The organism is Liquorilactobacillus uvarum DSM 19971, assembly GCF_001434935.1.
In the GTDB taxonomy this organism is placed as follows: domain Bacteria; phylum Bacillota; class Bacilli; order Lactobacillales; family Lactobacillaceae; genus Liquorilactobacillus; species Liquorilactobacillus uvarum.
Genome location: NZ_AZEG01000002.1, coordinates 160,708 through 184,772 on the forward strand (window position 1 = coordinate 160,708; position 24,065 = coordinate 184,772).

The 24,065-nt window shown below is 37.3% G+C and carries 25 protein-coding genes and 1 other annotated feature; of the genes, 4 read left to right on the forward strand and 21 right to left on the reverse strand.

Features of this window, described 5'->3' with window-relative positions:
• Positions 1 to 56: 56 nt before the first annotated feature.
• The 17 genes from mprF to FD20_RS01870 all read right to left on the reverse strand — a co-directional run bounded on the left by mprF (position 57) and on the right by FD20_RS01870 (position 15,326).
• Positions 57 to 2,648 carry a bifunctional lysylphosphatidylglycerol flippase/synthetase MprF gene (gene mprF, locus FD20_RS01790; RefSeq protein ID WP_057735867.1) on the reverse strand — a complete coding sequence of 864 codons (2,592 nt, stop codon included), beginning with the start codon at positions 2,646 to 2,648 and terminating at the stop codon, positions 57 to 59.
• 280 nt (positions 2,649 to 2,928) lie between these two features.
• Positions 2,929 to 3,297 (reverse strand): 50S ribosomal protein L7/L12, encoded by a 369-nt coding sequence (gene rplL / locus FD20_RS01795; RefSeq protein WP_057735868.1) that lies wholly within the window; start codon positions 3,295 to 3,297, stop codon positions 2,929 to 2,931.
• A 51-nt stretch (positions 3,298 to 3,348) separates the two neighbouring features.
• A complete protein-coding gene (gene rplJ, locus FD20_RS01800; protein WP_057735869.1) occupies positions 3,349 to 3,852 on the reverse strand; it encodes a 50S ribosomal protein L10 in 504 nt (167 codons plus the stop codon).
• 38 nt (positions 3,853 to 3,890) lie between these two features.
• Positions 3,891 to 4,020 (reverse strand) — a sequence feature (ribosomal protein L10 leader region).
• 61 nt (positions 4,021 to 4,081) lie between these two features.
• Positions 4,082 to 4,771 carry a 50S ribosomal protein L1 gene (rplA, locus tag FD20_RS01805; RefSeq protein ID WP_057735870.1) on the reverse strand — a complete coding sequence of 230 codons (690 nt, stop codon included), beginning with the start codon at positions 4,769 to 4,771 and terminating at the stop codon, positions 4,082 to 4,084.
• 104 nt (positions 4,772 to 4,875) lie between these two features.
• Entirely contained in the window at positions 4,876 to 5,301 is a 426-nt protein-coding gene (rplK, locus tag FD20_RS01810; RefSeq protein WP_034987669.1) for a 50S ribosomal protein L11, read from the reverse strand.
• A 123-nt stretch (positions 5,302 to 5,424) separates the two neighbouring features.
• The gene (locus FD20_RS01815; RefSeq protein WP_057735871.1) at positions 5,425 to 6,264 is read right to left on the reverse strand and encodes an alpha/beta hydrolase; all 840 of its coding nucleotides are present in this window, start codon (positions 6,262 to 6,264) and stop codon (positions 5,425 to 5,427) included.
• Between the two features lie 3 nt (positions 6,265 to 6,267).
• Positions 6,268 to 6,819, reverse strand: a complete 552-nt coding sequence (gene nusG, locus FD20_RS01820) for a transcription termination/antitermination protein NusG (RefSeq protein WP_057735872.1) — start codon at positions 6,817 to 6,819, stop codon at positions 6,268 to 6,270.
• A 128-nt stretch (positions 6,820 to 6,947) separates the two neighbouring features.
• Positions 6,948 to 7,115: a preprotein translocase subunit SecE gene (gene secE / locus FD20_RS01825; protein WP_057735873.1), complete on the reverse strand. Its 168-nt coding sequence runs from the start codon at positions 7,113 to 7,115 to the stop codon at positions 6,948 to 6,950.
• Positions 7,116 to 7,153: 38 nt separating this feature from the next.
• Positions 7,154 to 7,303: a 50S ribosomal protein L33 gene (rpmG, locus tag FD20_RS01830; RefSeq protein ID WP_057735874.1), complete on the reverse strand. Its 150-nt coding sequence runs from the start codon at positions 7,301 to 7,303 to the stop codon at positions 7,154 to 7,156.
• A gap of 57 nt (positions 7,304 to 7,360) precedes the next feature.
• Positions 7,361 to 7,897: an NYN domain-containing protein gene (locus FD20_RS01835; RefSeq protein ID WP_057735875.1), complete on the reverse strand. Its 537-nt coding sequence runs from the start codon at positions 7,895 to 7,897 to the stop codon at positions 7,361 to 7,363.
• Position 7,898: 1 nt separating this feature from the next.
• The gene (gene rlmB / locus FD20_RS01840) at positions 7,899 to 8,663 is read right to left on the reverse strand and encodes a 23S rRNA (guanosine(2251)-2'-O)-methyltransferase RlmB (RefSeq protein ID WP_057735876.1); all 765 of its coding nucleotides are present in this window, start codon (positions 8,661 to 8,663) and stop codon (positions 7,899 to 7,901) included.
• Positions 8,660 to 9,061: a Mini-ribonuclease 3 gene (locus FD20_RS01845; protein ID WP_057735877.1), complete on the reverse strand. Its 402-nt coding sequence runs from the start codon at positions 9,059 to 9,061 to the stop codon at positions 8,660 to 8,662. The genes rlmB and FD20_RS01845 overlap by 4 nt, the downstream gene beginning before the upstream one ends.
• On the reverse strand, positions 9,061 to 10,467 hold the full coding sequence (cysS, locus tag FD20_RS01850) for a cysteine--tRNA ligase (RefSeq protein WP_057735878.1): 1,407 nt from the start codon (positions 10,465 to 10,467) through the stop codon (positions 9,061 to 9,063). The genes FD20_RS01845 and cysS overlap by 1 nt, the downstream gene beginning before the upstream one ends.
• A 110-nt stretch (positions 10,468 to 10,577) precedes the next feature.
• On the reverse strand, positions 10,578 to 12,068 hold the full coding sequence (gltX, locus tag FD20_RS01855) for a glutamate--tRNA ligase (protein ID WP_057735879.1): 1,491 nt from the start codon (positions 12,066 to 12,068) through the stop codon (positions 10,578 to 10,580).
• Positions 12,069 to 12,185: 117 nt separating this feature from the next.
• The gene (locus FD20_RS01860) at positions 12,186 to 13,307 is read right to left on the reverse strand and encodes a PIN/TRAM domain-containing protein (protein ID WP_057735880.1); all 1,122 of its coding nucleotides are present in this window, start codon (positions 13,305 to 13,307) and stop codon (positions 12,186 to 12,188) included.
• A gap of 20 nt (positions 13,308 to 13,327) precedes the next feature.
• Complete coding sequence (gene radA / locus FD20_RS01865; RefSeq protein ID WP_057735881.1) at positions 13,328 to 14,698, reverse strand: DNA repair protein RadA; 1,371 nt, start codon at positions 14,696 to 14,698, stop codon at positions 13,328 to 13,330.
• Positions 14,699 to 14,789: 91 nt separating this feature from the next.
• On the reverse strand, positions 14,790 to 15,326 hold the full coding sequence (locus FD20_RS01870; RefSeq protein WP_057735882.1) for a dCTP deaminase/dUTPase family protein: 537 nt from the start codon (positions 15,324 to 15,326) through the stop codon (positions 14,790 to 14,792).
• 127 nt (positions 15,327 to 15,453) lie between these two features.
• On the opposite strand from FD20_RS01870, the gene FD20_RS01875 reads away from it, so the two are divergent.
• The 3 genes from FD20_RS01875 to FD20_RS01885 all read left to right on the forward strand — a co-directional run bounded on the left by FD20_RS01875 (position 15,454) and on the right by FD20_RS01885 (position 17,878).
• Positions 15,454 to 15,756, forward strand: coding sequence for a GNAT family N-acetyltransferase (locus tag FD20_RS01875; protein ID WP_057735883.1), 303 nt, complete (start codon positions 15,454 to 15,456; stop codon positions 15,754 to 15,756).
• 5 nt (positions 15,757 to 15,761) lie between these two features.
• Positions 15,762 to 16,445: a ribose-5-phosphate isomerase RpiA gene (gene rpiA, locus FD20_RS01880; protein ID WP_057735898.1), complete on the forward strand. Its 684-nt coding sequence runs from the start codon at positions 15,762 to 15,764 to the stop codon at positions 16,443 to 16,445.
• A 98-nt stretch (positions 16,446 to 16,543) separates the two neighbouring features.
• A complete protein-coding gene (locus tag FD20_RS01885) occupies positions 16,544 to 17,878 on the forward strand; it encodes a C1 family peptidase (protein ID WP_057735884.1) in 1,335 nt (444 codons plus the stop codon).
• Between the two features lie 223 nt (positions 17,879 to 18,101).
• Here FD20_RS01885 and FD20_RS01890 read toward each other — a convergent pair whose 3' ends face one another.
• The 4 genes from FD20_RS01890 to FD20_RS01905 all read right to left on the reverse strand — a co-directional run bounded on the left by FD20_RS01890 (position 18,102) and on the right by FD20_RS01905 (position 22,550).
• A complete protein-coding gene (locus tag FD20_RS01890; protein ID WP_057735885.1) occupies positions 18,102 to 18,773 on the reverse strand; it encodes a 2,3-bisphosphoglycerate-dependent phosphoglycerate mutase in 672 nt (223 codons plus the stop codon).
• A gap of 153 nt (positions 18,774 to 18,926) precedes the next feature.
• Complete coding sequence (locus tag FD20_RS01895; RefSeq protein ID WP_057735886.1) at positions 18,927 to 20,162, reverse strand: C40 family peptidase; 1,236 nt, start codon at positions 20,160 to 20,162, stop codon at positions 18,927 to 18,929.
• 468 nt (positions 20,163 to 20,630) lie between these two features.
• Positions 20,631 to 21,539 carry a DMT family transporter gene (locus FD20_RS01900; RefSeq protein WP_420864730.1) on the reverse strand — a complete coding sequence of 303 codons (909 nt, stop codon included), beginning with the start codon at positions 21,537 to 21,539 and terminating at the stop codon, positions 20,631 to 20,633.
• Between the two features lie 63 nt (positions 21,540 to 21,602).
• Positions 21,603 to 22,550, reverse strand: coding sequence for an AEC family transporter (locus FD20_RS01905; RefSeq protein ID WP_057735888.1), 948 nt, complete (start codon positions 22,548 to 22,550; stop codon positions 21,603 to 21,605).
• A 214-nt stretch (positions 22,551 to 22,764) separates the two neighbouring features.
• Between FD20_RS01905 and FD20_RS01910 the strand changes: the two genes are divergently transcribed.
• The gene (locus tag FD20_RS01910; protein ID WP_057735889.1) at positions 22,765 to 23,964 is read left to right on the forward strand and encodes an LCP family glycopolymer transferase; all 1,200 of its coding nucleotides are present in this window, start codon (positions 22,765 to 22,767) and stop codon (positions 23,962 to 23,964) included.
• Positions 23,965 to 24,065 lie beyond the last annotated feature (101 nt).

Below are 24,065 nucleotides of genomic sequence, written 5' to 3' on the forward strand. Positions count from 1 at the left end.
CAGCCTGTAGAATTGAGTGACTCAATTCTACAGGCTGCATTTAATTTTAAGGTTGTTTACTTAAAGAAATTAGCGACCAACAACGTTCCTTTTTTACTTTTATCACCAATTGTTTTCTGATTAACAACTGAAGCTAACTGCAACATCGTTATAAAAACTGAGCTTCTTTTACGATAAGCCGTATACTTAGAATGCCACTCAGTTACATACTTATTTTTATAAGAACGCAACCCTTGGAACCCGTAAAAATGATAGCCATATTCATAGATCAAATGCGCAGCACGCTCTTCAATAAAACTGTATTCAGAACGACCAACATTCGACAAGGGAGCCATTCCCATATTAAAATATTCATAGCCCTCTTTTTGTCCATATTCAAACAAACTGATGAATACTTTATCCATAATTCCTGAAGGAGCATCTTTTAAATGCCTCATTAGATCAACAGATAATATCTTTTTACTTCCTGTCGGCATAATATTAGCAAACGCAACCGCTTGTTGCTTAGAATCCCTAATAACAGCGATTGGTGATTGATTAAGGTAATACTCATCAAAAAAACCTAATGAAAATCCCTTTTCATTCTGGCCATTAAGCCAGCTATCAGAAATTCCCCTAAATTCAGCCATCTTTTCAGCAGAAAAAGGCGGCTGTTCAAATGAGAATTGATAACCTTCTCTTTCAAACTTATTCATTAACGCACGTTGCGCTCTTTTTTTCTTACCTGATAGAGAAAAATCAGCTAATTTAACATAACCTTCTTCTCCCGTTTTAATAAAATCAAACCCTAACTCATGCAAAATCAAGGTTAAGCGACTATTTACCTCATAAAAGGTTAACTGATATCCTTCTTTATCCGCTTCACGCATCAACTGCAACACTGCTTTTTCAAGAAAAAGCGTATTTCCTATCGGTTCACCCATAACAATTAATTTATTTGCTTTTTTACGGTACATAAAAAATAATTGATCTACACCATCTTTTTGATAAAAATAAATACTTTTATCCCGCAGAAATGCTAAATGGCTTGTTTCATTCCCCGCAAACTGAGCAATTATCTGCTTAATACGTGTCTCAGGAAACTCTGTTCGTGTAAATTTATTCTCTGAAGCCGATAAATAATTGAACAACAGCACCAACGCTACAGTTGCAATCAGCAGTCCCATAAATCCAGAGAACCAAATCTTTTCAGACGGAAACAATAAAGCATCTGGAACAGCATGATGAATCGTATACTGCGGCGAATTTATCGCCCCCACAATTGCATACAACAGAAAAACTCCTGCAAAAAGCAGACCATCAAAACAAAGTTTTCCAAATGAATACTGAAAATGATTACGATACAATTCTTTTCGTGAAAAAATGACATTCAACATCACGAATGCTAAGAAAAGTGTCATTCCTATCGAAAAACTACGCCATAAGGTATTTATAATACCTATCAAAAGTAAAACTAGGGTCGGCCAAAAAGCATGTTTAACCTTAGACTCAATTCCTCGTGCCACTCCAATCAATAGAAACGCAAAAACAATACTCGAAATTTGATTCAAGAAAAGGAAGGTATAAGGATATAGTTTCACGAAAATCGAATTACCAAATGCAAAATTAGGAACCATAGATTCGAGTAATATCAGTATCCCTGAAGTATATAGAAAAACCGTCAAAACAAAGTGAGCTATTTTGCTTAGCAATGACTGTGGAATTCCATCAAGAAATGAATTTATTTTTCTTCCTGTGTCATGAATAAATAATACAATTCCAATGATAAAGGGAACTATGTAATAAAAAAGACGAAAAAACAGCAACCAAACAACACTTGTCTCATTCAGTACACCAAGATTTGTCAGTCCTACTAACATAAAGATATCAAAAGAACCCAAACCGCCAGGCATCATCGAAACGATTCCGACAATTGAAGCAATAACGTAAAGCGGAAAAACATCCATTATCTGAACGTTAACGTTCATAAACCAGCCAATAAATAAGAAAAATCCTCCTGCAGCTCCCCACTCCAATGTTGAGCCCAGAATTAGCAGGCTCTCTTTCTTCAAGGTCAAATCACTGAAAAAAGAACTGTCTTTGACGCGAGTCACAACTAACAGAATAGGAAAATAAAGTCCTCCTCCGAACAACCAGAACCAGTATTGTGAAAAAATTTCACCGATTCCCAGTCCAAACATAGCAATTAACGCTATCCAGCAATAAATTGAAAGACCAGCCAGCAAAAACAAAGCAATTTTTGACAAAGCAAATAGAACTTGCTTCTTTGAAGCATTTTTGTTATAAAAATTTGCTCTTAATGTTGCACCTAAGAAACCACCAAACCCGGCAATATTTGTAAAAGTATTAGTAATCCAACCACTTCGTACGATATAAGCTTTTGAGAACTTTCCTGGTAGAAAAGAGACAATCGCAAAATCATAAATCAACATTGGAAGAATGGAAATGAATCCCAATACCAGCATCAAACTCACAGAAAGCATTGACTGATCAGCTAGACTATCCTTAACCTGATACCAATCAATCCCCTTGAAAATTCTTCCAATTTCATAAAAAATAAAAATTAGAATTGAGAAAAAAAACAAAAGCTTGAAAATAACCAATTTTTGTTCAACAAAAGATTTAACTTTATTTAATGTTTTTACCATAAAACCCCCGCTTCAAATACAACAAACTATCACTATGCTTATCCTCTTAAAGAAAATATTCCTTAAACGGTAACTCTGAACAAGTCTTTATATTTTAACTGCTCTATCAGCACCATTATCCCTGCTTGAGTCTAAAAATTCAACCTACCTGACGTATTTCGCCATACTCGAGATGTAGTTAATTAAATAGCAAAAAAGGAATGATAAGCCAAAGTACCTTACCATCCCTTCATTCAATCAATCACTATTAACTTCGATAAAAGTCTCGAATTATTTATGACTATTTAAGTGTAACTACTCCGCCAACAGCTTCAAGTTTTGACTTGAGTTCTTCAGCTTCGTCTTTAGCAACGCCTTCCTTAACAATAGAAGGAACATTATCAACTAAGCCTTTAGCATCCTTTAAGCCAAGTCCTGTGATTTCACGAACTGCTTTGATTGCTTTGATCTTTTGGTCGCCAGATTCAGTTAATTCAACATCAAATGAATCTTTTTCTGCGGCAGCATCGCCACCAGCAACACCGGCAGCAGCAACTGGAGCAGCTGCTGAAACACCAAATTCATCTTCGATAGCTTTAACTAAGTCATTTAATTCAAGAATACTTGCTTCTTTTAAATCAGCAATAATTTTTTCTGTATCTAATGCCATTTTTAAAATCCTCCATTTAAAAAAATATTTTTTTCAGTCTGTAGTCGTTGTCTAAGCTGCATCGTCATCCTTGCTGTCAGCAACAGCTTTAACAGCATACGCAACATTGCGAACTGGAGCTTGCAATACAGAAAGTAACATTGAAAGCAATCCTTCGCGACTTGGTAATTTTGCAAGTTCGTTGATTTGTTCCAATGAGGCAACTTTGCCTTCAATCATACCACCCTTGATTTCCAAGGCCTCTGCATCTTTAGCAAACTTAGCTAAGATACGAGCAGGTGCTACTACATCTTCTTTAGAAAAGGCAACAGCAGTAGGACCAGAGAATGTTTCATCTAATCCTTCATATCCAGCTTTATCAGCAGCACGTTTCAAATATGTGTTTTTGATAACACGAAGTTCAACGTTTTCCTCACGTAATTGTTTACGTAATTCTGTAACTTGTTCAACCGTTAATCCACGATAGTCAACAACCACACACGAAACAGCTTCATTAAACTTTTCAACAACTTCTTCAACAGCAGCTGCTTTTTTTGCAATAACTTCTTTACTCAATTGATTCACCTCCTAGTCATTGTGTCAGAACTTTGATATTTTCCAATAAAAAAGCCCTACGTCCACCAAGACATAGAGAAAGTTTCTAAGTAAAAAATACTTATACTCCTCGGCAGGAATTATTAAGGCTTAAGCCTCCTGAGTCTTAGGTAGAATCATCAATAAAAAATTGACCTTAACCAATTTAACATATAAATCAGCCAAAGTCAATAATTGTTCGAAAACTAAATTAAAGTGAAAGTGCAGCAAGCGTTACACTCGGTCCAAATGTTGAAGCAACTGAAACATGTGTTACATATTGCCCCTTAACTGATGCAGGACGAGCTTTCAGAATAACATCTTTAATAGTATTGAAGTTTTCAACAAGTGCTTTTTCTTCAAATGAAACTTTTCCGATCGGAACATGTACATTACCAGCTTTATCAGTTCTGTACGTTACCTTGCCTGCTTTAGATTCTTGAACAGCTTTCGTAACATCCATCGTAACAGTTCCAGTCTTTGGATTAGGCATTAAGCCTTTAGGCCCCAAGACACGGCCTAAACGACCAACCTGTGCCATCATATCTGGTGTTGCGATTGCAACATCAAAATCTAACCAACCTGATTGGATACGTTGGACTAAATCATCATCGCCGACAACATCTGCACCAGCAGCTTCAGCATCTTTTGCTTTTTGTCCCTTAGCAAAAACGACAACGGTTTGTTCTTTACCTGTTCCATTTGGTAAAACAACAGCCCCGCGTAATTGCTGATCTGCTTGTTTCGTATCCAAATTTAAGTTGTATGCTACTTCAATGGTTGCATCAAACTTAGCAAAATCGATTTTTTTAACTAAAGCCAATGCTTCTTCAGCATTATATGCTTTACCTGCTTCAACTTGTTTTGAAGCTTCAATATATTTCTTACCTTTTTTAGCCATTTGGTTTTTCCTCCTTGCAATATGTGGTGTAACGGATATACCTCCCACTTGACACATCTATTTTCATGGAGTGTCCGACTGAGAAGCATTGGTGTGCAGAAAAACTAATCTTCTACAACAAAGCCCATGCTCCGTGCAGTTCCTTCAATCATGCGCATAGCAGCTTCAACGTCTGCAGCGTTTAGATCTTGCATTTTTGTTTCAGCGATTTCCTTAACTTGTGCTTTCTTTACAGTAGCCACTTTGTTAGTATTAGGTTCGCCGGAACCATGTTCAACCCCAGCAGCCTTTTTCAATAAAACTGCAGCTGGTGGAGTCTTTGTTACAAATTCAAATGAACGATCTTCGAAGACTGTGATAACAACAGGGATAAGCATTCCAGCCTGATCAGCTGTACGTGCATTAAATTCCTTTGTAAATCCCATAATGTTGATACCTGCTTGTCCTAAAGCTGGTCCAACTGGTGGTGCTGGAGTTGCCTTACCTGCAGGAATTTGCAATTTAACGACATTAATTACTTTTTTAGCCACGGTACATACCTCCTTAAAGTCCGTGCGTGGTACGGATGGCCATTTAAATTTGGCCTCCCACAACTTGTATGTATAAAACATACGTTAAAAATATATCATGAACTAAGCAAAAGAGCAAGACATTTAATGATATAAAAAATACCTAATTTTCAAATCAATCTCGCGATTCTCGTGTAGTTTACGATGCGTTGCCTTTTTACCCCTGATTATTAATTCACTGTACACATGCTCATCTAGCAAATAACGCAATGAACGAGCAGATGATACAGAAACACTTCCATCCGATTTTCCGTTGTCGATGTCCCCGATAATATTCAAAAACAGGGTTTGCGCTGCTATGCTATGTCTCATTTTTTTCAATTTGCGATAAATTGCAGACGGTCTAAGGGGACCGTTAACTGACATTGGGCTCTGCTCAATTGTTTTGGAATTTTTGCCAGGATCAATATCGTTATAAGGCGCTCCTAATGTCACCAATTTTGACACTTCAGGCAGTGTCCGCTCATTTCCATAATTTGTTAAATAACTTAAGACAGAAACTGCCCCCATAGAATGCGCAACAATATTGACACTTTTCAATGCATAATTCTGCATTAATTCTTCCAATATGTCCCTTAACCACACCGCCTGTTCATCAATTGATGCACGATTATTTTCAAATAAAACTTGAATCATTGAACCTGCCGCAGCGGGATCCCCAAGCACACTCACTTTTCCAACCGAGCTTACCTTCACTACTGCTGATTTAACACCCCAGTTATTTTTTTCAAAACGTTTCAACATTAAACCAAAAGAAAAACGATTGCCTGCATATCCGTGAATAAACAGCACTGGTTTTTTTAAAAAAGTTTTCTTTGACACTTTCTTGTGCGGCCGTGCTAACGATCTGAACCAGTATCCTGCTCCACCCAAAAAGCTTAGAATCAGCAAAAGTAACAGAATGGTACAATGCTTATTTTTCATTGTCTAGATTATTTTGTCAACCTGATCATAGTTAAGTTCCGTAGCAGTCTCACGGCCAAACATGTCAATGTCAACTCGAAGTTTCATTTTTTCGGGATCAATTTCTGTAATTTTACCTACCAAACCAGAAAAAGCTCCTTCAACAATCTTAACAGATTCTCCAACTTCAACATCGAAATCTTCATGCCGCGAACTCATTCCGAGACGTCGCAATATTAATTCAACTTCATCACCAAGTAATGGAGCTGGCTTACTACCTGCACCATGTGAACCAACAAAACCTGTTACACCAGGTGTATTTCGTGCAACGTACCATGATTGATCAGTCATTACCATCTCAACTAAAACGTATCCTGGAAAAGTTTTCTTGCTCTCTACCTTGTCCTTACCAGTTTTGGTCGTCTCATGCTCTTCTTCTTCAGGTACAACAACTCGAAAAATATAATCTTCCATTCCCATTGATTGTGCCCTTGATTCAAGGTTTGCTTTTACTTTATTTTCATAGCCAGAATAGGTATGCAGAACATACCAATTTTTCTCAAACGATTCAGCCACTTTTGTTTTCCTCCTAATTTTAAAATTCAAAATAAAAAAACCTCGAATACTCGAAGTTTCCCCAACACGAACAGTATAGCATAAAAAATAACAATATGCCCGTTTAATAAAACGATCTTAAACAATCTTCAAACTAGTAATTTAATAACAGCCTGCACACCATAATCGACTATTGCAAAAAAAACTGCAAAGAAAACTGAAGTCATAATAACTGTTGTTGTATCCTGAACAGCCTCTTTCTTAGTCGGCCATCTAGTCTCTTTCATTGTCTTAATAACACTTTTAAAAAACTTCATCTGTAACTACCTCCGTTCACGAAAGTCAGATTAAATCATTATCTGGTTTCACTATGCAATGTATGTTTATTACAATACTTGCAAAATTTTTTCACTGTCAAGCGCTCAACTCTGCTTGGATTTGCAACAATTGTGTAATTTCGCGAACCACAAACAGTACAAGCTAAAGCAATCTTTTTCTGAGCCATTTTCAATACCCCTTAGTCTTTATCAGAGATAACTCTATCATGCAACATTGAATCTTGTCAATCTTGGTCTTCGTGTTCCAGTGACTCACGCAATTCGGCCAACCTTTTTAATTGCTGTTCATCCCAAGGCTGTCTTCTAACAGATGCCTCATCTTGGTACTTTTGCGTCTGCACCTTTATTTCCTTTTTTGCACGTTTGATATCTTGATACAGCTCCCATGCCGGCACGCGCATTGCACCTTGAGAAAAAATAGTCCATTGCTCGGCCTGATCGCTGGTTGCTACTGTCACTTGTGTTAATCTATTTTGCAGCTTACCAGCCAGTGACTCAATATAGCTGTCCGCTGTTTCATCCTCAGCAGTCCAAATAATTTTCAGCCCGTACTTATCATAACTTTGTGCTAATCCTGGTACGTACATTGCATCGAAGACAACGATAATCTTTTGATAACTGCGCTGTTTTCGATAATTAGACAAAATATGCAACAGCGTGTCTCGTGCATCCTCTAACCGACCAGCTTTTTTCATCTTATCCAATTGCGGCCAGTTGCCAATCATATTATATGCATCAACTACTAGAATATTCTTTTTCATCCTAATTTCCTCTTGATGTGAATCCTTGATAAATTAATAAACTCGCTGCCACGCTAGCATTTAAGCTTTGAACATGCCCAATCATTGGAATTGTCAGCAGTTCATCACATTCTTTTTTCAACAAAGGCGAGATCCCCTTACCTTCATTTCCAATTACCAATGCCACAGCTCCTTGCGCATTCCACCTGCGAAAATCAGTACCTTCCATGTCTGTTCCAAAAATCCAAACGCCCTTTTTTTTCAGCAGCTTAACTGTCTGTACTAAATTAGTCACCCGAACAACCGGCACATGTTCAATTGCACCCGTAGAAGTCTTAGCGACTGTTGATGTTAACTGAACTGCTCGGCGCTTAGGAATAATTATTCCTTGCACACCAGCAGCATCTGCTGTTCGCATAATTGAACCTAAATTATGAGGATCTTCAATTCCATCTAAAATCAGAAAAAAAGGAGCCTTTTGTTCATTTTCTGCCAAAGCCAATAATCCGTCCAATGTTTCATACTTGTAAGCAGCGACAGCTACAACTACTCCTTGATGATTCTGATTGTCAGTCAGCAAATCAAGCTTTCCTTTAGGGACCTTATTGACAATAATCTTTCTTTTTTTTGCTATAGAAGCAATTTCAAGCAGGGCATCAGCTTTAAGCTGATCTTGAATAAAAACTTTGTTTATATTTTGATTGTTTTTCAGAGTTTCAAGTGCTGGATGCCGCCCTATAACAAATTCAGCCTTTTCTTCATCGTTGTTGTTATTATTAAAGCTCATTTTTTCTCCTTTTCAACAGTTTCAATACACCACTTAACAAGCTGCTCTAATCTTTTAGTCTGTCCACTCAAAAAAAGATAGCCAAAAAGTGCTTCAAAACCGGTTGAGATTCGATAAGTTAATACCGAAGTGTTTTTCGCTGATGTATGACTTTTAGCATTACGACCCCGACGATAATATTCTGCTTCCTCCTCGGTCATAAGACCTATTTCATGCATTTTTTCAATCAAAAATGCTTGTGCTTTTGCAGAAACGTAGTGTGTTGCTTTATGATGCAGTTTTGTCGGTTTTGTGATTCCTTTTTGCAATAAATGTTTTCGAATATAAACTTCATAAATTGCATCACCCATATATGCTAATGCAATTCCATTTATCTGTTCATAGACCTGATCTTCCATTATTTTTTCCACCTAGTTCCTTGAGGTGTATCTTCAAGTGTTATCCCTTGTGCCTTTAACTGATCTCTAATTTCATCGCTTCTTGCGAAATCCCTTTTTGAACGTGCCTCGTCCCGTTCTTTAATTAGTGATTCAATCTTTTCATCATGTGAAACAGTCTTTTCCAACTTGATTCCAAAAACACCCATTAATTTTTTTAGTTCAGAATTCAATTCTATCAAACTACTTTTTGAAACCTTTCTTTGCGAGCTGTAAACATTAATGTATTTTGCCAATTCATAAACAGCGGCAATCGCATTCTGCGCATTGAAATCATCATCCATTGCCTTAATAAAAGCAGCATGATATTCTTTTAATTTCTCACTTGTTTTTGTCTCAATTTCAAAATCAGCGGCATCTTTTAAACGGTAGCATGCATTTTCAAATGCTGTCTGTATTTTAGTAAGATTAGTCTGTGCTTCATCAAGGTTGGTCTGACTGTATTGAATTGGACGTCGATACTGTGTAGTTGACATGAAGAAACGAATAACCTGCGGATCGACCTTCTTCAATAAGTCATGCACCGTGACAAAATTTCCAAGCGATTTACTCATTTTTTCATCTTTTTCGCCAATCGTGACAAATCCATTATGCATCCAATAATTAGCGAACTTTTGCCCAGTTTTAGCTTCGCTTTGTGCGATTTCATTCTCATGGTGTGGGAACTCAAGATCCTGTCCTCCAGCATGGATATCAATTGTACTTCCCAAAATCTTAGTTGCCATTACTGAACACTCTATATGCCACCCAGGCCGACCTTTCCCCCATGGTGAATCCCATGATATTTCACCTGTTTTGGCTTTTTTCCAAAGTGCAAAATCCAATGGATCTTCCTTTCTTTGAAGTTCAGTAGAACTGACTCTTTCACTAGCACCCTGCTCCAGTTCGTCAACTGATTGCCCTGAAAGCTCCCCATAGTTTTTAAATTTACGTGCCCGATAGTAAACATCACCTTGAGCTTCATACGCATAATTCTTTTCAATTAAGATTTTTACAAAATTAATAATATCATCCATCATATCTACTACACGTGGATTATGGGTTGCCCGTTCAATATTTAAAGCATCCGTATCTTCGTAAAAAGCTTTAATAAATTTATCTGCTACCTGTCTTGTAGATATGTTCATTTCATGACCAGCACGAATAATTTTATCATCAACATCCGTAAAATTAGAAACATAATTAACTTTAAAACCACGAAATTCAAAATAACGTCTAACTGTATCAAAAGCAATTGCGCTTCGTGCGTTTCCAATGTGGATGTAATTGTACACAGTTGGTCCACAAACGTACATATTCAGAGTATTGGGAGTAAGCGGCTTAAATTCTTCTTTCTTATTTGTTAACGTATTATAAAGTTGAATCATTTTTCCTGCCTCCTTTTCCTAATTATATATTATAAAAAGAGTCTAGGACCAATTTAAACTCATCCTAGACTCTTTTATTATCAGCATGAATACTATAGTAAGAAGAACTACTACTCGCCCATTTCATCCAAAGTCTTTTTTAGATGTTTTAATGCTTTTCTCTGTCCTAACAATTCGATTGAAGCAGCTAATTCCGGACCATGCATTTCCCTAGTAGTTGCAATTCTAATAGGCATATACAATTTGCGGCCCCTTATCCCTGTGTCTTTTTGAATACTATAAATCGTATTTTGAATTTCTGCTGCATCAAAGATGGACAGTTTGTTAACTCTTTCAGCAAATTCCTTTAAAACAATCGGAGCACTTTCATCGGCTAATTCTTTCTTAGCAGCATCGTCAAGCACTGGCGGTTCGTTGAAGAAGACATCTGCCAATTCAACAATTTGACCAGTATAAGACATCTGCTGCTTATACATACTGATCAACTTCCGTGCCCATTCGATCGTTTTAGAATCAGGATTTGCCGGGATATGACCAGCCTTAATCAGTTGTTTAAGTGAAGAATCAACGATACTGTCTTCTTTTGCATTCTTCACATATTGATTGTTAACCCATTCAAGTTTCTTCCCATCAAAAGAAGCAGGTGAACGACTCAAACGCTTAGGATCAAACATCTTGATAAGTTCTTTCCGGTTAAAGATTTCTTTTTCACCAACCGGTGACCAACCAAGCAAAGTAATAAAGTTAAACATTGCATCAGGTAGATATCCTAGTGCACGATATTGCTCAATAAACTGCAAAACACTTTCATCACGCTTGCTTAATTTTTTACCTGTTTCAGTATTAATAATCAACGTCATATGTCCAAAGATTGGTGGTTCCCAACCAAATGCCTCATACACAACCAGCTGTTTGGGTGTATTTGCAATATGATCGTCCCCACGTAAAACATGCGTTATCTTCATCAGATGATCATCAGCAACAACCGCAAAATTGTATGTCGGCATACCATCACGCTTTTGAATAACAAAATCGCCACCGATTGTATTAGATTCAAAACTGATAGGTCCCTTAACGATATCATCGAACTCGTATGTTTTATTTTTTGGTACCCGAATCCGAACAACTGGTTTTAACCCAGCTGCCTCAGCTGCTTCTTGCTTAGCCTTGATTTCATCATTAGTCATGCCTTCATATTCATAAACATAACGCGGGGCCTCTCCACGAGCTTTTTGTTCTTCTCGTTGCTTTATTAATTCTTCCTCAGTCATGTAGGATTTGTATGCAAGATCTTTATCCAACAGTTCTTGAATTAGCGGAAGATAAATTTCCTTGCGTTCTGATTGGCGATAAGGACCAACGTCTCCTGGCTTGTCTGGACCTTCATCCCAATCCATACCCAACCACTTAAGATTCTCTAGTTGGCTTCTTTCCCCATCAGCAATATTTCTCTTTAAATCAGTATCCTCGATCCTGATTACAAAAGTACCATTATTGTGTCGCGCAAATAAATAATTGAATAGTGCTGTCCGTGCATTTCCAATGTGGAGATGTCCAGTTGGACTTGGTGCATAACGCACTCGAATTTTTTCTTCTGCCAAATTTAATGTCTCTTCTTTCTCTGTCTGATTTGATCTGCCGCCTAAACAGCAATCTATACCTTATCAATTTTACAATGAAAAAATAAAAAAATAAACTCTATATAATAATATTCTTAACTAATTTTTTTCTTTGATTTCACGTCCAGAATGAGCTGGCTTAGCAAATATCATCCTTCCCGCATCTGTCTGAAGAGCACTTGTAACAATGACTTCAAGCGGTTTGTTGATATAATAGCGTCCATCTTCTACCACTATCATAGTTCCATCATCAAGATATGCGACACCTTGCTGTCGTTCAGTCCCATTTTTTATGACAGTTACTGTCATTTTTTCGCCCGGAACAACGCGCGGTTTCAAAGCTTTGGCTAGAGCATTTACATTTAGCACTTGAACATTTTGAAATTCGCTCACTTTATTCAGGTTATAATCATTAGTTACAATAACCGCATCTAGTAATTTAGCTAATTTGATTAGTTTGCTGTCAACTTCTTGTATATCTTCAAAATCTCCCTCATACATCTCTACTGGAACTTTTTTTTCCTCACGCAATTTATTTAAAATATCCAACCCGCGACGACCGCGAACACGTTTTATGCTGTCTGCTGAATCTGCAATATATTGCAGTTCGTATAGTACAAAATTTGGAACCAGTAACGTTCCTTCTAGGAAACCTGTCTTTACCAAATCGTAAATTCTACCATCTATCAAAATATTAGTATCAAGTAATTTCACTCTATGAAAGTTGTCGCCAACCTTCCGGTCCAAAACATTCGCATTGCTATTAGCTTGCTGTTTTTCATTCTTGCGTCGCGCAAATAGAATTTTTTTAAAATCACCAAGATGATTTTTCCCGACGATAAAACCTAAATAGCCTAAGATAACCATTAAAACTATCGGTATGATCGTATTCAGAATGAATAATTGCGAATGCGAGAATAATGTAGAGATCAATGCCGCGATAATCAACCCAACGATAATTGATATGCTAGTAGAAATAATAACGTCAGGACTCTGATGTACCAAACGATTCTCCATCCGCTGGATAAACTTCTCGAGCGGGTCTGTAATAAATAGAGAAACCAAATACATTACTAATATTCCAACAATAATGTTGGTTACAAAATTGTTTGCCCAAATATTTCCTTCTATTCCAACAGCTAGCCAAAAAAAGGGCATAAAGCTATATCCAGCTCCAACACCTAGTATGGCTAACACAATTTGTATCATTTTTTTTCGCATCAAATTTCTCCTTTCTCTGCTTACTTGAAAACGACCCTTAAAGCTTCGCTCAAAGTAGCTACGCCTACAACTTCTATCTGATTAGGCGGTGTCCATCCTGTTAAATTATTTTTTGGAACAATTGCACGTCTAAATCCAAGTTTAGCGGCCTCTGCGACCCGCTGTTCTACACGATTGACACGTCTTATCTCGCCAGTTAATCCCAATTCGCCAATGAAACAATCAGATGGATTCGTTTCAAGGTCACGATAACTCGAAGCAATACTGATCGCTACTGCCAAATCAATAGCAGGCTCATTTAATTTAACACCACCAGCGGCTTTCAGGTACGCATCTTGGTTCTGCAATAAGAGGCCTGCTCTTTTTTCCAAAACGGCCATAATCAAAGAAACACGATTATGATCCAATCCCGTAGTTGTTCTTTTAGCATTCCCAAATGCTGTCGGGGTTACTAAAGCTTGAACTTCCACCAGAATAGGGCGTGTTCCTTCTAATGAAACAACGATTGCAGAACCGGTTGCACCTCTCAAGCGCTCCTCTAAAAAAATCTCAGATGGATTGGCAACTTCCGCTAATCCGTCTTCTTCCATTTCAAAAATACCTATTTCATTTGTAGATCCAAAGCGATTTTTAACGGCACGTAAGATTCGATATGTGTGGTGCAGATCTCCCTCAAAATACAGCACTGTATCAACCATATGCTCCAGAATCTTAGGGCCGGCGATTGCTCCTCCCTTGGTTACATGACCAACGATAAAAATTGAAACTCCATTTGTCTTTGCAATCTGTAAAAGCTCAGCAGTGACCTCTCTTATCTGCGAAACACTCCCAATTGCCGAAGACATATCTGATTCCTGCATAGTTTGAACCGAATCTATCACCACAAAATCAGGTTTCATCTTGTCAATATACTGATGAATGCTTGCCATATCTGTTTCGGGATATAGATAGAACTGTTTACCGCCAACATTAAGTCGTTCAGCCCTTAGTTTAATCTGCATAGCACTTTCTTCACCAGAAACGTACAATACCTTATTTCCCGTAGCAGCAAGTTGTCCCGATACTTGCAGGAGTAGCGTGGATTTTCCGATTCCTGGGTCACCGCCGATCAGAACTAATGAACCAGGCACTACTCCTCCTCCCAGAACACGATTTAATTCGTTGAGACGTGTCTTAACTCGTGGACTTTCCTCTGTATTAACATTGTCCAATAATTGAGGCTTCACACGAGCTCCATCAAAACTGACACGTGCGGCTTTTTTAGAAGTTTGCGGTTTTTCTAATTCCTCAGTTAAAGTATTCCAAGAACTACAGTTGGGACAACGCCCCAGATAGCGTGGAGAAGAATAACCGCAATTTTGACACACATACTGTGTTTTTGCTTTTGCCAATCTCCGTTCTCCCTTCAAGAACAACTATCTAAGAAAGATAGTAGCACAAGTATTTTCAGAATTTGAAAGTAATGCGATTCTTTAAAAAATTTTATTTTCCAGATGATCCAAAACCACCTGCACGTTCTGCAGATGGCTTATTTTCGTCCTCTGCCAACAGAAAAGGCATAAATATACCCTGGCCGATCCTTTCACCTTTCTTAATTACGATATCTTTCACACCAAAATTTAAAAGTTGAAAGTAAATTTCACCTTCATTACTGTCATTATTATAATAGTCGGCATCAACTATTCCCACACCATTTGGCAAAATCAAACTGCGTTTCAAAGGATTACTTGAACGGTTAGCCAGTAGAAGAAACTCATTGGGTTGCATATAAGCTTTAATACCTGTGGGTACCAGAAAAGGTTTCAACTCTTTTTGTGCTCCCACATAATCTTCAGAAGTTAATTTTTTTTGATGGAATTGATTCCAGAGTATTTTAGCAAAATTCATCTTCCATACACTTGGTAATATAAAATCTTTTGCGGCACAGAAATCGTAACCAGCAGCATTCTTCGTTGCCCTTCTCGGGAGAACGATATTTTCGCCAAAATATTTGCTAACAATCTCAAAACCTCTTATCACAATTATCACTCTCATTTCTCTGTTTACTAACAATCTAATTCTACCATCAAAACTGGTCCAGATATACCGCAAACTATCGAATAAACAGGGGTTATGCTATAATTTAGTAAAAAATGAGGTGATGAAAATGCGTTCTGAATGGACAAGCAATGCTTTTAATTATTATATAGAAGAAGAAACCAACCCCTGTGCGCACATTGGTTTCAAGCTGATTAATGATGGAAAAACTTATGTAGTAGAGCACACCTTAGTTCCATCTGAATACCGTGGACGCGGTCTGGCTGGAAAGATCACTACTGATTTTCTGCAACAAATACGAGATAAGGGGTCTACAGTACTCCCACTTTGCCCCTTTACACGCAGTTTTTTTGAACAGCATCCCGAGTACAATGATTTATTAATTTCCAAAAATGGAGATGAGCCAAAATGAAAATGATGAGTCAAAATGAATTGAAAAAGTTAGTAGGCGAAAAAGCTGTTGCTTGGGTCAAGGATGGTATGACAGTTGGCTTAGGAACTGGTTCCACAGTTAAATTCATGGTTGATGCCCTTGCAAAACGTATTCAAGAAGAGCATCTGAATATTATTGGAGTTGTAACTTCGGCCGCGACTGAAAAACAGGCCCGTTCTTTAAACATTCCGTTAAAATCCGTTGATGATGTTGAAAAAATCGATTTAACTATTGACGGCGCCGATGAAATCAGTGATGACTTTCAGGGAATTAAGGGTGGTGGTGCAGCTCTCTTATTTGAAAAAATTGTAGCTACAAACTCACGCAAAAATATTTGGATAGTCGACCAAAGCAAAATGTCGAAGAAATTAGGTTCTTTCCCTCTTCCTGTTGAAGTAATTCCTTATGGCAGTAAAAAATTATTTTCTAAATTTTCACAAAAGGGCTATGCACCAGCTTTTCGTCTGGACGATACTGGTCAATTGAAACGTACTGATTCTAACAATCTGATAATCGATCTACATCTGAACGAGATTAATCATCCGCATGAACTAGCTGCCTACTTATCTGGACAAGTTGGTGTTGTTGAACACGGCCTTTTCTTAGATTTGGTTAACACGGTTATTGTCGGTTATCCTGATGGCCCCAGTGTTTTAAAGGCCCGTTAGTCGTTGGTTTCGTTCTGCTTAAGAAAACAATTCAGTTTACGCACAATCTCATTTAGCATATAATAGTACTGTTATTGTTAAAAGGGAGAGTGATTTTAGTGACTAAAGCTATCGATGCAACACAGTTAAGTAAATTTAAAAATTCATTAAAGAACCGTGCAGAACATGCAGTACTCGAACGTGCTGTGACAAAAAATGGTATTCTAGCAACCACAGCAGACTACCATTCTGAGGTCAAAATGGATCCAGTTTTTTCAATTGATTTGGATACAGGCGACGTTGCCAATCAGAAGCAATCTGGACGCTGTTGGATGTTTGCAGCCTTAAACACGATGCGCCACGATATAAAGAACAAGTTCAAAGTACCTAAGGACTTTGAGCTTTCACAAAATTATACGTATTTCTGGGATAAATTGGAAAAAGCAAACTATTTCTACGAAAATGTCCTCAAAACTGCAAGTTTACCCACTTCTGATCGCAAGATTAGTTGGTTAATGACCACTCCCCAACAAGATGGCGGTCAGTGGGATATGATTGTCGCTATTATCCAAAAATATGGAGTCGTCCCACAATCAGCGATGCCTGAAACTTATAATTCATCAAAATCAAACGAATTTAACAGTACTTTTAATTTAAAATTACGTAAGGATGCTGTTAAGCTCCGTCAAATGGTTGCAGAACAAGCTTCTGATGCACAAATTGAAAAAGAAAAAGATAAAATGCTTGATGATGCCTACCGAATGCTGGCTTACAGCTTTGGCGAACCGCCAGTTAAATTCGATTTTGCCTACCGCGATGCAGACAAAGCTTATCACCTTGACCGTGACTTGACTCCTCAAAAATTCTTTGAGAAGTACGTTGGATGGAATCTTGATGACTATGTATCAATAATCAATGGGCCAACTGAGGACAAACCATTTAATCATATGTATACCGTTGATATGCTTGGAAATGTTGTTTCAGGCCGTCAAATACGTCACTTAAACGTAGATATGAAGACATTCCGTCAAGTTGCCGTTGCTCAACTCAAAGCCGGGGAAAGTGTTTGGTTTGGTTGTGATGTTGGTCAAGAGTCAGATCGCCAAAAGGGCATCATGGATACTGAACTTTATCACAAAGATGAGCTATTTGATATTGATCTCAATATGTCTAAAGCTGAACGCCTTGATTACGGCGAAAGTTTAATGACACATGCAATGGTTTTAACCGGTGTTGATTTGGTCGATGACAAACCCACAAAATGGAAAGTTGAAAATTCATGGGGTAAAAAAGTCGGTACAAATGGCTTTTTCGTTATGAGCAATGATTGGATGAATGAATTCTGTTATCAAGTTGTTGTAAATAAAAAACATCTTCCTGCAAACTTACAGAATGTCTTGCAAGAAGACCCCAAAGTACTTGCTCCATGGGATCCAATGGGCTCACTAGCTTAAACATTTCTTTTTAAATAATAATGGTTTTAACTATAAACAAGACCCAGCTTCTAGTTGTCCTTTAATACAACCAGCGGCTGGGTCTTTTAATTCGATAATCTAAATTATTCTTATCCTTGGATGAAATTCAAATTTTAAAACGTCTAGAACCAAAGAAGAAAAACTGTAAAAGTATTCAGCTTTTTAGGCTTATCGGCCTATTCTATTCAAAAAATAAAGTTAATTACAAAGTCTCTTTGTTCATTACCCGTAATTTTTTGTCCAATTCATAAATAATTGGGACAGCATTTTCAACCTCAACACCATCAATCTTTTCATCGCTAATCTCTTCAATATACTTGATTAAGGCCCGTAACGTACTTCCATGTGCAACAATCAGTTGATTTTTCCCATGAAGAAGCTGAGGTGCAATATTGTCAAGCCAATATGGTACGATCCGCTCAGATGCCATTTTCAAGCTTTCACCTAATGGAAGAATGTCACGCGGATATTTATTATAGCGGCGCTCATAGTCTGGCTTAGCCATCAATGGAGGTACAGCATCGTAACTTCGACGCCATAAAGCAATTTGGTGTTTTCCATATATTTGGCGTGATAAATCCTTGTTAATCCCCCGTAAGGCCCCATAATGGCGCTCATTCAATCTCCAATTTTTTTGAATCGGAACGGCAGCCTGTCCTATCGTCGATAAAACTATGTTAGCGGTTTTGATTGCACGCACTAAAGACGACGTATGAACAGTTGAAAAAAATATTTTTTCTTTTTTAAGTAGCTTCCCAGCATCCCTTGCCTGCTTTGCACCTTCTTCAGTCAACAATGAATCTGTCCAGCCCGTATAGGTATTAGTCTCGTTAGCCTGACTTTGCCCATGACGCAGTAATACCAATTTAACCAATTCGCTCGACCTTCCTTTTATAAGGTTTACTTCATATCATAACAAATTTCAAGCCAGCAGAAAAGCAGCAATCATTTATATACTAGTTGTTGTAAAAAAACAGCTCTCATAATTGAAAGCTGTTCCATAGTTTTTATTATAAGTTAGTAAACTCTATTTTAAACGTCCAGCAAAGGATGGTGTAAAGGTTGAAACACTTCCTACTTTAACATTTTGACCTGTTTGAGGAGCATGAACATATTGACCGCCGCCAATATAGATAGCGACATGATAACTGCTACCCTTTGAACCCCAGAAAAGCAAATCACCAGGTTGGGCCTGTGAGACAGACTCATAAGAAACATAGCCTTCCTGTGCAGCTGTATTATGTGGTAAAGATACACCAAACTTACTGTACACATATGCAGTCAAACCTGAACAGTCCATTCCTGAGAGCGAGGCTCCTCCCCAAACATATGGAATTCCCATTCTTGTTAATGACAATGCCGCCGAGACAACCGATCCTGTGTCCATGCTTGAGGAACTCGGTGTACTAGTGGTGGAAGAAGTTGAACTGCTATTGTTGGAAGAGCTAGAATTGCTAGTGCTATTGGTATTAACAGCAGCAGTGCTATTGTTAGCAGTATTATTTGATAGGTTCGTAGCATTGGCCGTCTTATTATCACTGGAAGAAGCCGCCGAAACATTGGATAGATTTTCTGTTTGGTTCGTAACTCCGTCTGCTGCCTTATTAGCAGTTGCCAGTGCCTTAACAGCAACAGTTGAATCTTTTGCTGCTTTAACTGCACTAGCAGCCTTTTTAGCTGTTGCTAAAGCATCTTCTGCTTTCTTTTTATCAGCATCTTCTTTTGCCTTCTTGACCTGCAGTTCTGTTTTTTGAACTGCTAAATCAGCCATATCCGATTGTAATTTTGTATTGATCTTTTTCTGCTGATCTGCAGCAAGATCTATACTTTCTTTATCGGCAGCTACTTTTAATTTGTCTTTCTTTTGATCAGATAGTGTTTGATTATTAGCATGCACCATGGTTGCAACCGTTGTGACACGATCCACCGCATCACTAAGGCTATTTGAATCAGTCACAAATTGAATAATGGAACTTGCATCATTAAGCTGTGCTGAGCGCGCTTGTTTAGCTAAATGTGCTTTTCGTGCATCAATATTTTTAGTTAATGATTGAATTTCTTGAGCATCATCAGTCTGTTTTTCCTGAAGCTTAGACAATTTCTTCTGCCCTTCTGAAATCAAAGATTGCGTTTGATCAATCTTTCCGTTCACATTATTTATTTTACTAGATGTATCTGAAGCCGAAACACCTGTTTTTAAACTGAAAACAACTAAAGCTGCTGCCACTGCAGTTGCAACCCTCACCAAATTATTTTTCCCCATGAATCTCACACCTCTACCGATCATTAATATTATTAATATTTTTTTAAATAACCACGCCTTTAATATTATCATTAAGCAGGCGTTTAGAGCATTACATTATATTTACAAAATAACCTCATAATTACTTTTTTAAGCCCTAATATTACAATTGTGTTTCTAAAGTTACAAAGTCGCCTTTTCCTTGCTGTTGTCACCTATATGTGACTCTCTTTTTCAGTATTGTTTGCTAATATTAGTTAATTGTTACTTATGTAACCCTAAAGTAACCTATTAGTACAATTCACAATCGTGATACTGCAATTTTTCCTCTTTTATATTAAAAATGAAACGTTTTGATTTATTAAGAAACGCTTGAAATAATCAAAAAAAACTCTGTATAACACTAAATCATCTTTCATTTAGCAATTATACAAAGTTTTTTTCTAGCTTAGTTTTGTTCAAAAATATAATTTAAATACACGTAATCTGCTAAGATTTTGATGTAGCATCGATGTTCTCTTCTTTAACTTTATTACCAACAAAGGTAACAACGGAGCCAATCAAAATAACAACGATTCCGATAATCGTCAGTATGGAAATTTTTTCACCAATCAGAATTGCAGCTAAAATTGGAGCAAGACCTGGTTTAATGAAAAACACAAGCGATGCAGTTGAAACATTTGACCTTTCCATTGCCAAAAAGTAAAATGCAAAACCGCCGCCAGTGACACAAACTCCTAAATAAAAAAGCATCGGCAAAGACGAAAAAGTGATATTTTGAATTATCGGGAGGTTTTTAAAACCTGACATTGAACTACTCTTACCTAACCAAAGCGCAATAAAAGGAATATGTGTCAGCCAAGAAAGGACCAACAATTCAGCTGTACCAGCAATAAATGTGTAACAGGTCATAACAATTCCATTTAGACCACGCTTAGTAGATCCATAACGCGAGACAATTGAATAAAAACCAAAAGTAACTGCAGATAAAAGCGCTAAAACGATTCCAACAGGCCGTGACAAATGCACCGGATCAATGATAATTAATAAACCAATAATTGAAATAACGACCGCTATCAAGTTAGCTCGTCCAAGCCTCTCATGTAAAATCAAAAAAGCAAAAAGCAACGCAAAAACGGGATTACAGCTGAATAAAACGGCAACGGTCGAAGCCTTTGTTGAAACTACGGCGAGCTGAAACAGGGACATACTAACAATGACGCACAAAAAACCTGTGATCAAAAACAATGTCCAATCTTTTTTCGTTAACACTCGCTTGCTCTGCTTAAGAGATTTATTAGCAATTGGAAGCAGAACCAAACTTCCAATAAAAAAACGAATCAAATTCAATTGAATAGGATTAAAAGTTGCCCCCGCCACTTTTAATGCAATTTCCATTGAACTAAACATTAAGGTTGATATTAAAACATAAATTATCGTCCTTTTCACGACTGATACTCCCTATCCTATATTTTGTGTTATAACCATTAAAATTGGTACTACAATCAATGAAATCAGTGTAGTTTCAGTAACCATCACAGCCGCATAATCTGAATCGGCATTATAAAGGTTAGCAACAACAGGCGCATTAGTCATCACTGGCATTGCTGATTGTAAAATAAAGACCTGCTTCATTATCAACGGCATGTCTGCAGGAATGACTAGTAACGACATTAACAGTGGAGCACAGACAAAGCGTCCCAACAGAATCAGTAAATTGTCTTTTCCTAAAGCCAATTTATTTAATCCGGCATGTGAAACCGAAATGCCAATAAAGATCATTGATAACGGAATAGTTAAACTACCGATGTAATCCAAATCGGAATTAACAAAATCAGGTAATTCAATTCCAAGCAATACAAAGATAACGCCTACGACAAATCCCATTAATGGCGGCGAAAATATTTTTCCAAGTGTCTTTTTTAAATCAAATTTTATTTCCTGCCCACCATCACGCTGGATAAGATATGTTCCGAGTGTCCAAAAAATTGTTGTATTTGCCATGTAATAAATCAACACATATGGAATGCTCTCGCTGCCAAAAAGAGCTTGGTTAATCGGCAAACCTACGAAAACAGTATTCGAATTAAAAAACATTGATGAAAACAATCCTGCATGACTGTCCCGTATTTTACAAATACGTACAAGTGCAAAAGCAATTGCCATCAAAATCATCATCGATACGACTGGAAAACGCAAATCCGGTATCATTTTTGCTAAATCTTTTGCAGAAAATTTACTCATTATTGTTGAAACCATGTAACAAGGTAATGAAATTTGAGTAACAATCCTTGCAATCAATTTAGTCGATTTCTCATCAAACCATTTTCGTTCTGCCAAAATATACCCAAGAATTATCATAACTAAAATAATCAGTACTCCGGATATACTATGTTCAAAAACTTGCATAGCTTCACTTCTCTTTCTCACTATTCGTATATTAAACATCCATAAGTATATCACAATTTTGTAACACAAATTAAAAGACTCCCTGAAAATAACACTTTTTCATGGATCTGAAAATGTTAATTATTTAATTTACTATTAAACCTCTTTTTTACTATCCAAATTTTAACATTAAGTAGTATAATTCATACATAATGTCGAATTTAAGGAGTTTTTTATGAATACTAAAGATAAAAGTTCCGAAGAGCTGGTTGACACTCCTCTACGTAGAAACAACGGTTCTTCACATCGAAAGAAAAGTTCGCGGGGAAAACGACGTCTTATATGCACAATTTTGTTAAGCCTGATACTTGTTTTATTCTACGGAGCAGCTTTTTACACTTACAATATGTTAGGTGTTGCAAAAGAAACTATCAACAAAACTTTCAAACAAACAAATGTTAAAAAATCACGTAATGTCTCACAAGTTTTAAAAGACAAAAAACCCTTTTCTGTCCTCCTACTTGGTACAGATACAGGTGATTTAGGTCGAAGTGATAAGGGACGTACTGATACAATTATAATCGCTACAGTAAATCCACAAACAAAACGCGCCACCTTAACCAGCATCCCTAGAGATACGCAGGTTAAAATTAGTGGCAGTGAAAATGCATACGACAAAATAAATTCTGCATATACTATCGGCGGTACGGCTGCTGCCGTTAAAACCGTTCAGAACACGCTTCATGTTCCGATTGACTTTTACCTATTAGTCAACATGGGTGGTTTACGCAAAATAGTCGATGCTCTGGGTGGAGTCACTGTTACCCCACAACTGACATTCAAATACAGCTACGCTAATGTAGTCAAGGGAAAGACTGTTAAATTGAACGGACAAGAAGCACTAGCTTACTCACGCATGCGCTATAGCGATCCAGAAGGCGATTACGGAAGACAAAAACGTCAAAAACAAATTATCACGGCCATAGCAAATAAGGCTGCTTCAACTGCTTCTCTGGCTAACTACAAAAAGATTTTATCAACAATTGAAGACAATATGCAGACAGACATGACTTATGATGACATGCTTACGGTCGAAACAAATTATAAATCTGCAGCAAATTCAATCAAATCTTATGTTCTACAAGGTACAGATGCAACACTCGATGGTCTTTCATATCAAGTTGTCTCAGCAAAAGAAAAGAAAAAGATTTCCAACAAAATTCGAGCTGAGTTAAATTTAAAGCCGTCTACCAAGACTTTTTATGGGCAAGTTGGTGAAACCTATTCAAGCGATAGTTCGTACTCAAGCAACAGTTCATACTCTTCTGGAAATTCATATTCTACAAATGATGGCAACAATTACAACTCTTCTTACTCTAATAGTGATACTTATGATTCTACTTATTCGACACCTACTTATTCGAACGGTTATTAAATCCACAATAATTTAAAAAACTTTATTTATAGATTTGGGCATTCAAAGAGGCTGTGACATAACTAGCCTCTGTATAAGCAAATAGGACGAGAAACCGAATT

What these genes read in the sequence shown, in the direction of transcription:
- mprF (WP_057735867.1), bottom strand. Translation starts at nt 2,648, where the DNA reads ATGGTAAAAACATTAAATAAAGTTAAATCTTTTGTTGAACAAAAATTG.
- rplL (WP_057735868.1), bottom strand. Translation starts at nt 3,297, where the DNA reads ATGGCATTAGATACAGAAAAAATTATTGCTGATTTAAAAGAAGCAAGT.
- rplA (WP_057735870.1), bottom strand. Translation starts at nt 4,771, where the DNA reads ATGGCTAAAAAAGGTAAGAAATATATTGAAGCTTCAAAACAAGTTGAA.
- FD20_RS01815 (WP_057735871.1), bottom strand. Translation starts at nt 6,264, where the DNA reads ATGAAAAATAAGCATTGTACCATTCTGTTACTTTTGCTGATTCTAAGC.
- secE (WP_057735873.1), bottom strand. Translation starts at nt 7,115, where the DNA reads ATGAAGTTTTTTAAAAGTGTTATTAAGACAATGAAAGAGACTAGATGG.
- rpmG (WP_057735874.1), bottom strand. Translation starts at nt 7,303, where the DNA reads ATGGCTCAGAAAAAGATTGCTTTAGCTTGTACTGTTTGTGGTTCGCGA.
- FD20_RS01835 (WP_057735875.1), bottom strand. Translation starts at nt 7,897, where the DNA reads ATGAAAAAGAATATTCTAGTAGTTGATGCATATAATATGATTGGCAAC.
- rlmB (WP_057735876.1), bottom strand. Translation starts at nt 8,663, where the DNA reads ATGAGCTTTAATAATAACAACAACGATGAAGAAAAGGCTGAATTTGTT.
- FD20_RS01845 (WP_057735877.1), bottom strand. Translation starts at nt 9,061, where the DNA reads ATGGAAGATCAGGTCTATGAACAGATAAATGGAATTGCATTAGCATAT.
- cysS (WP_057735878.1), bottom strand. Translation starts at nt 10,467, where the DNA reads ATGATTCAACTTTATAATACGTTAACAAATAAGAAAGAAGAATTTAAG.
- FD20_RS01860 (WP_057735880.1), bottom strand. Translation starts at nt 13,307, where the DNA reads ATGCGAAAAAAAATGATACAAATTGTGTTAGCCATACTAGGTGTTGGA.
- FD20_RS01875 (WP_057735883.1), top strand. Translation starts at nt 15,454, where the DNA reads ATGCGTTCTGAATGGACAAGCAATGCTTTTAATTATTATATAGAAGAA.
- rpiA (WP_057735898.1), top strand. Translation starts at nt 15,762, where the DNA reads ATGAGTCAAAATGAATTGAAAAAGTTAGTAGGCGAAAAAGCTGTTGCT.
- FD20_RS01895 (WP_057735886.1), bottom strand. Translation starts at nt 20,162, where the DNA reads ATGGGGAAAAATAATTTGGTGAGGGTTGCAACTGCAGTGGCAGCAGCT.
- FD20_RS01900 (WP_420864730.1), bottom strand. Translation starts at nt 21,539, where the DNA reads ATGGAAATTGCATTAAAAGTGGCGGGGGCAACTTTTAATCCTATTCAA.
- FD20_RS01905 (WP_057735888.1), bottom strand. Translation starts at nt 22,550, where the DNA reads ATGCAAGTTTTTGAACATAGTATATCCGGAGTACTGATTATTTTAGTT.
- FD20_RS01910 (WP_057735889.1), top strand. Translation starts at nt 22,765, where the DNA reads ATGAATACTAAAGATAAAAGTTCCGAAGAGCTGGTTGACACTCCTCTA.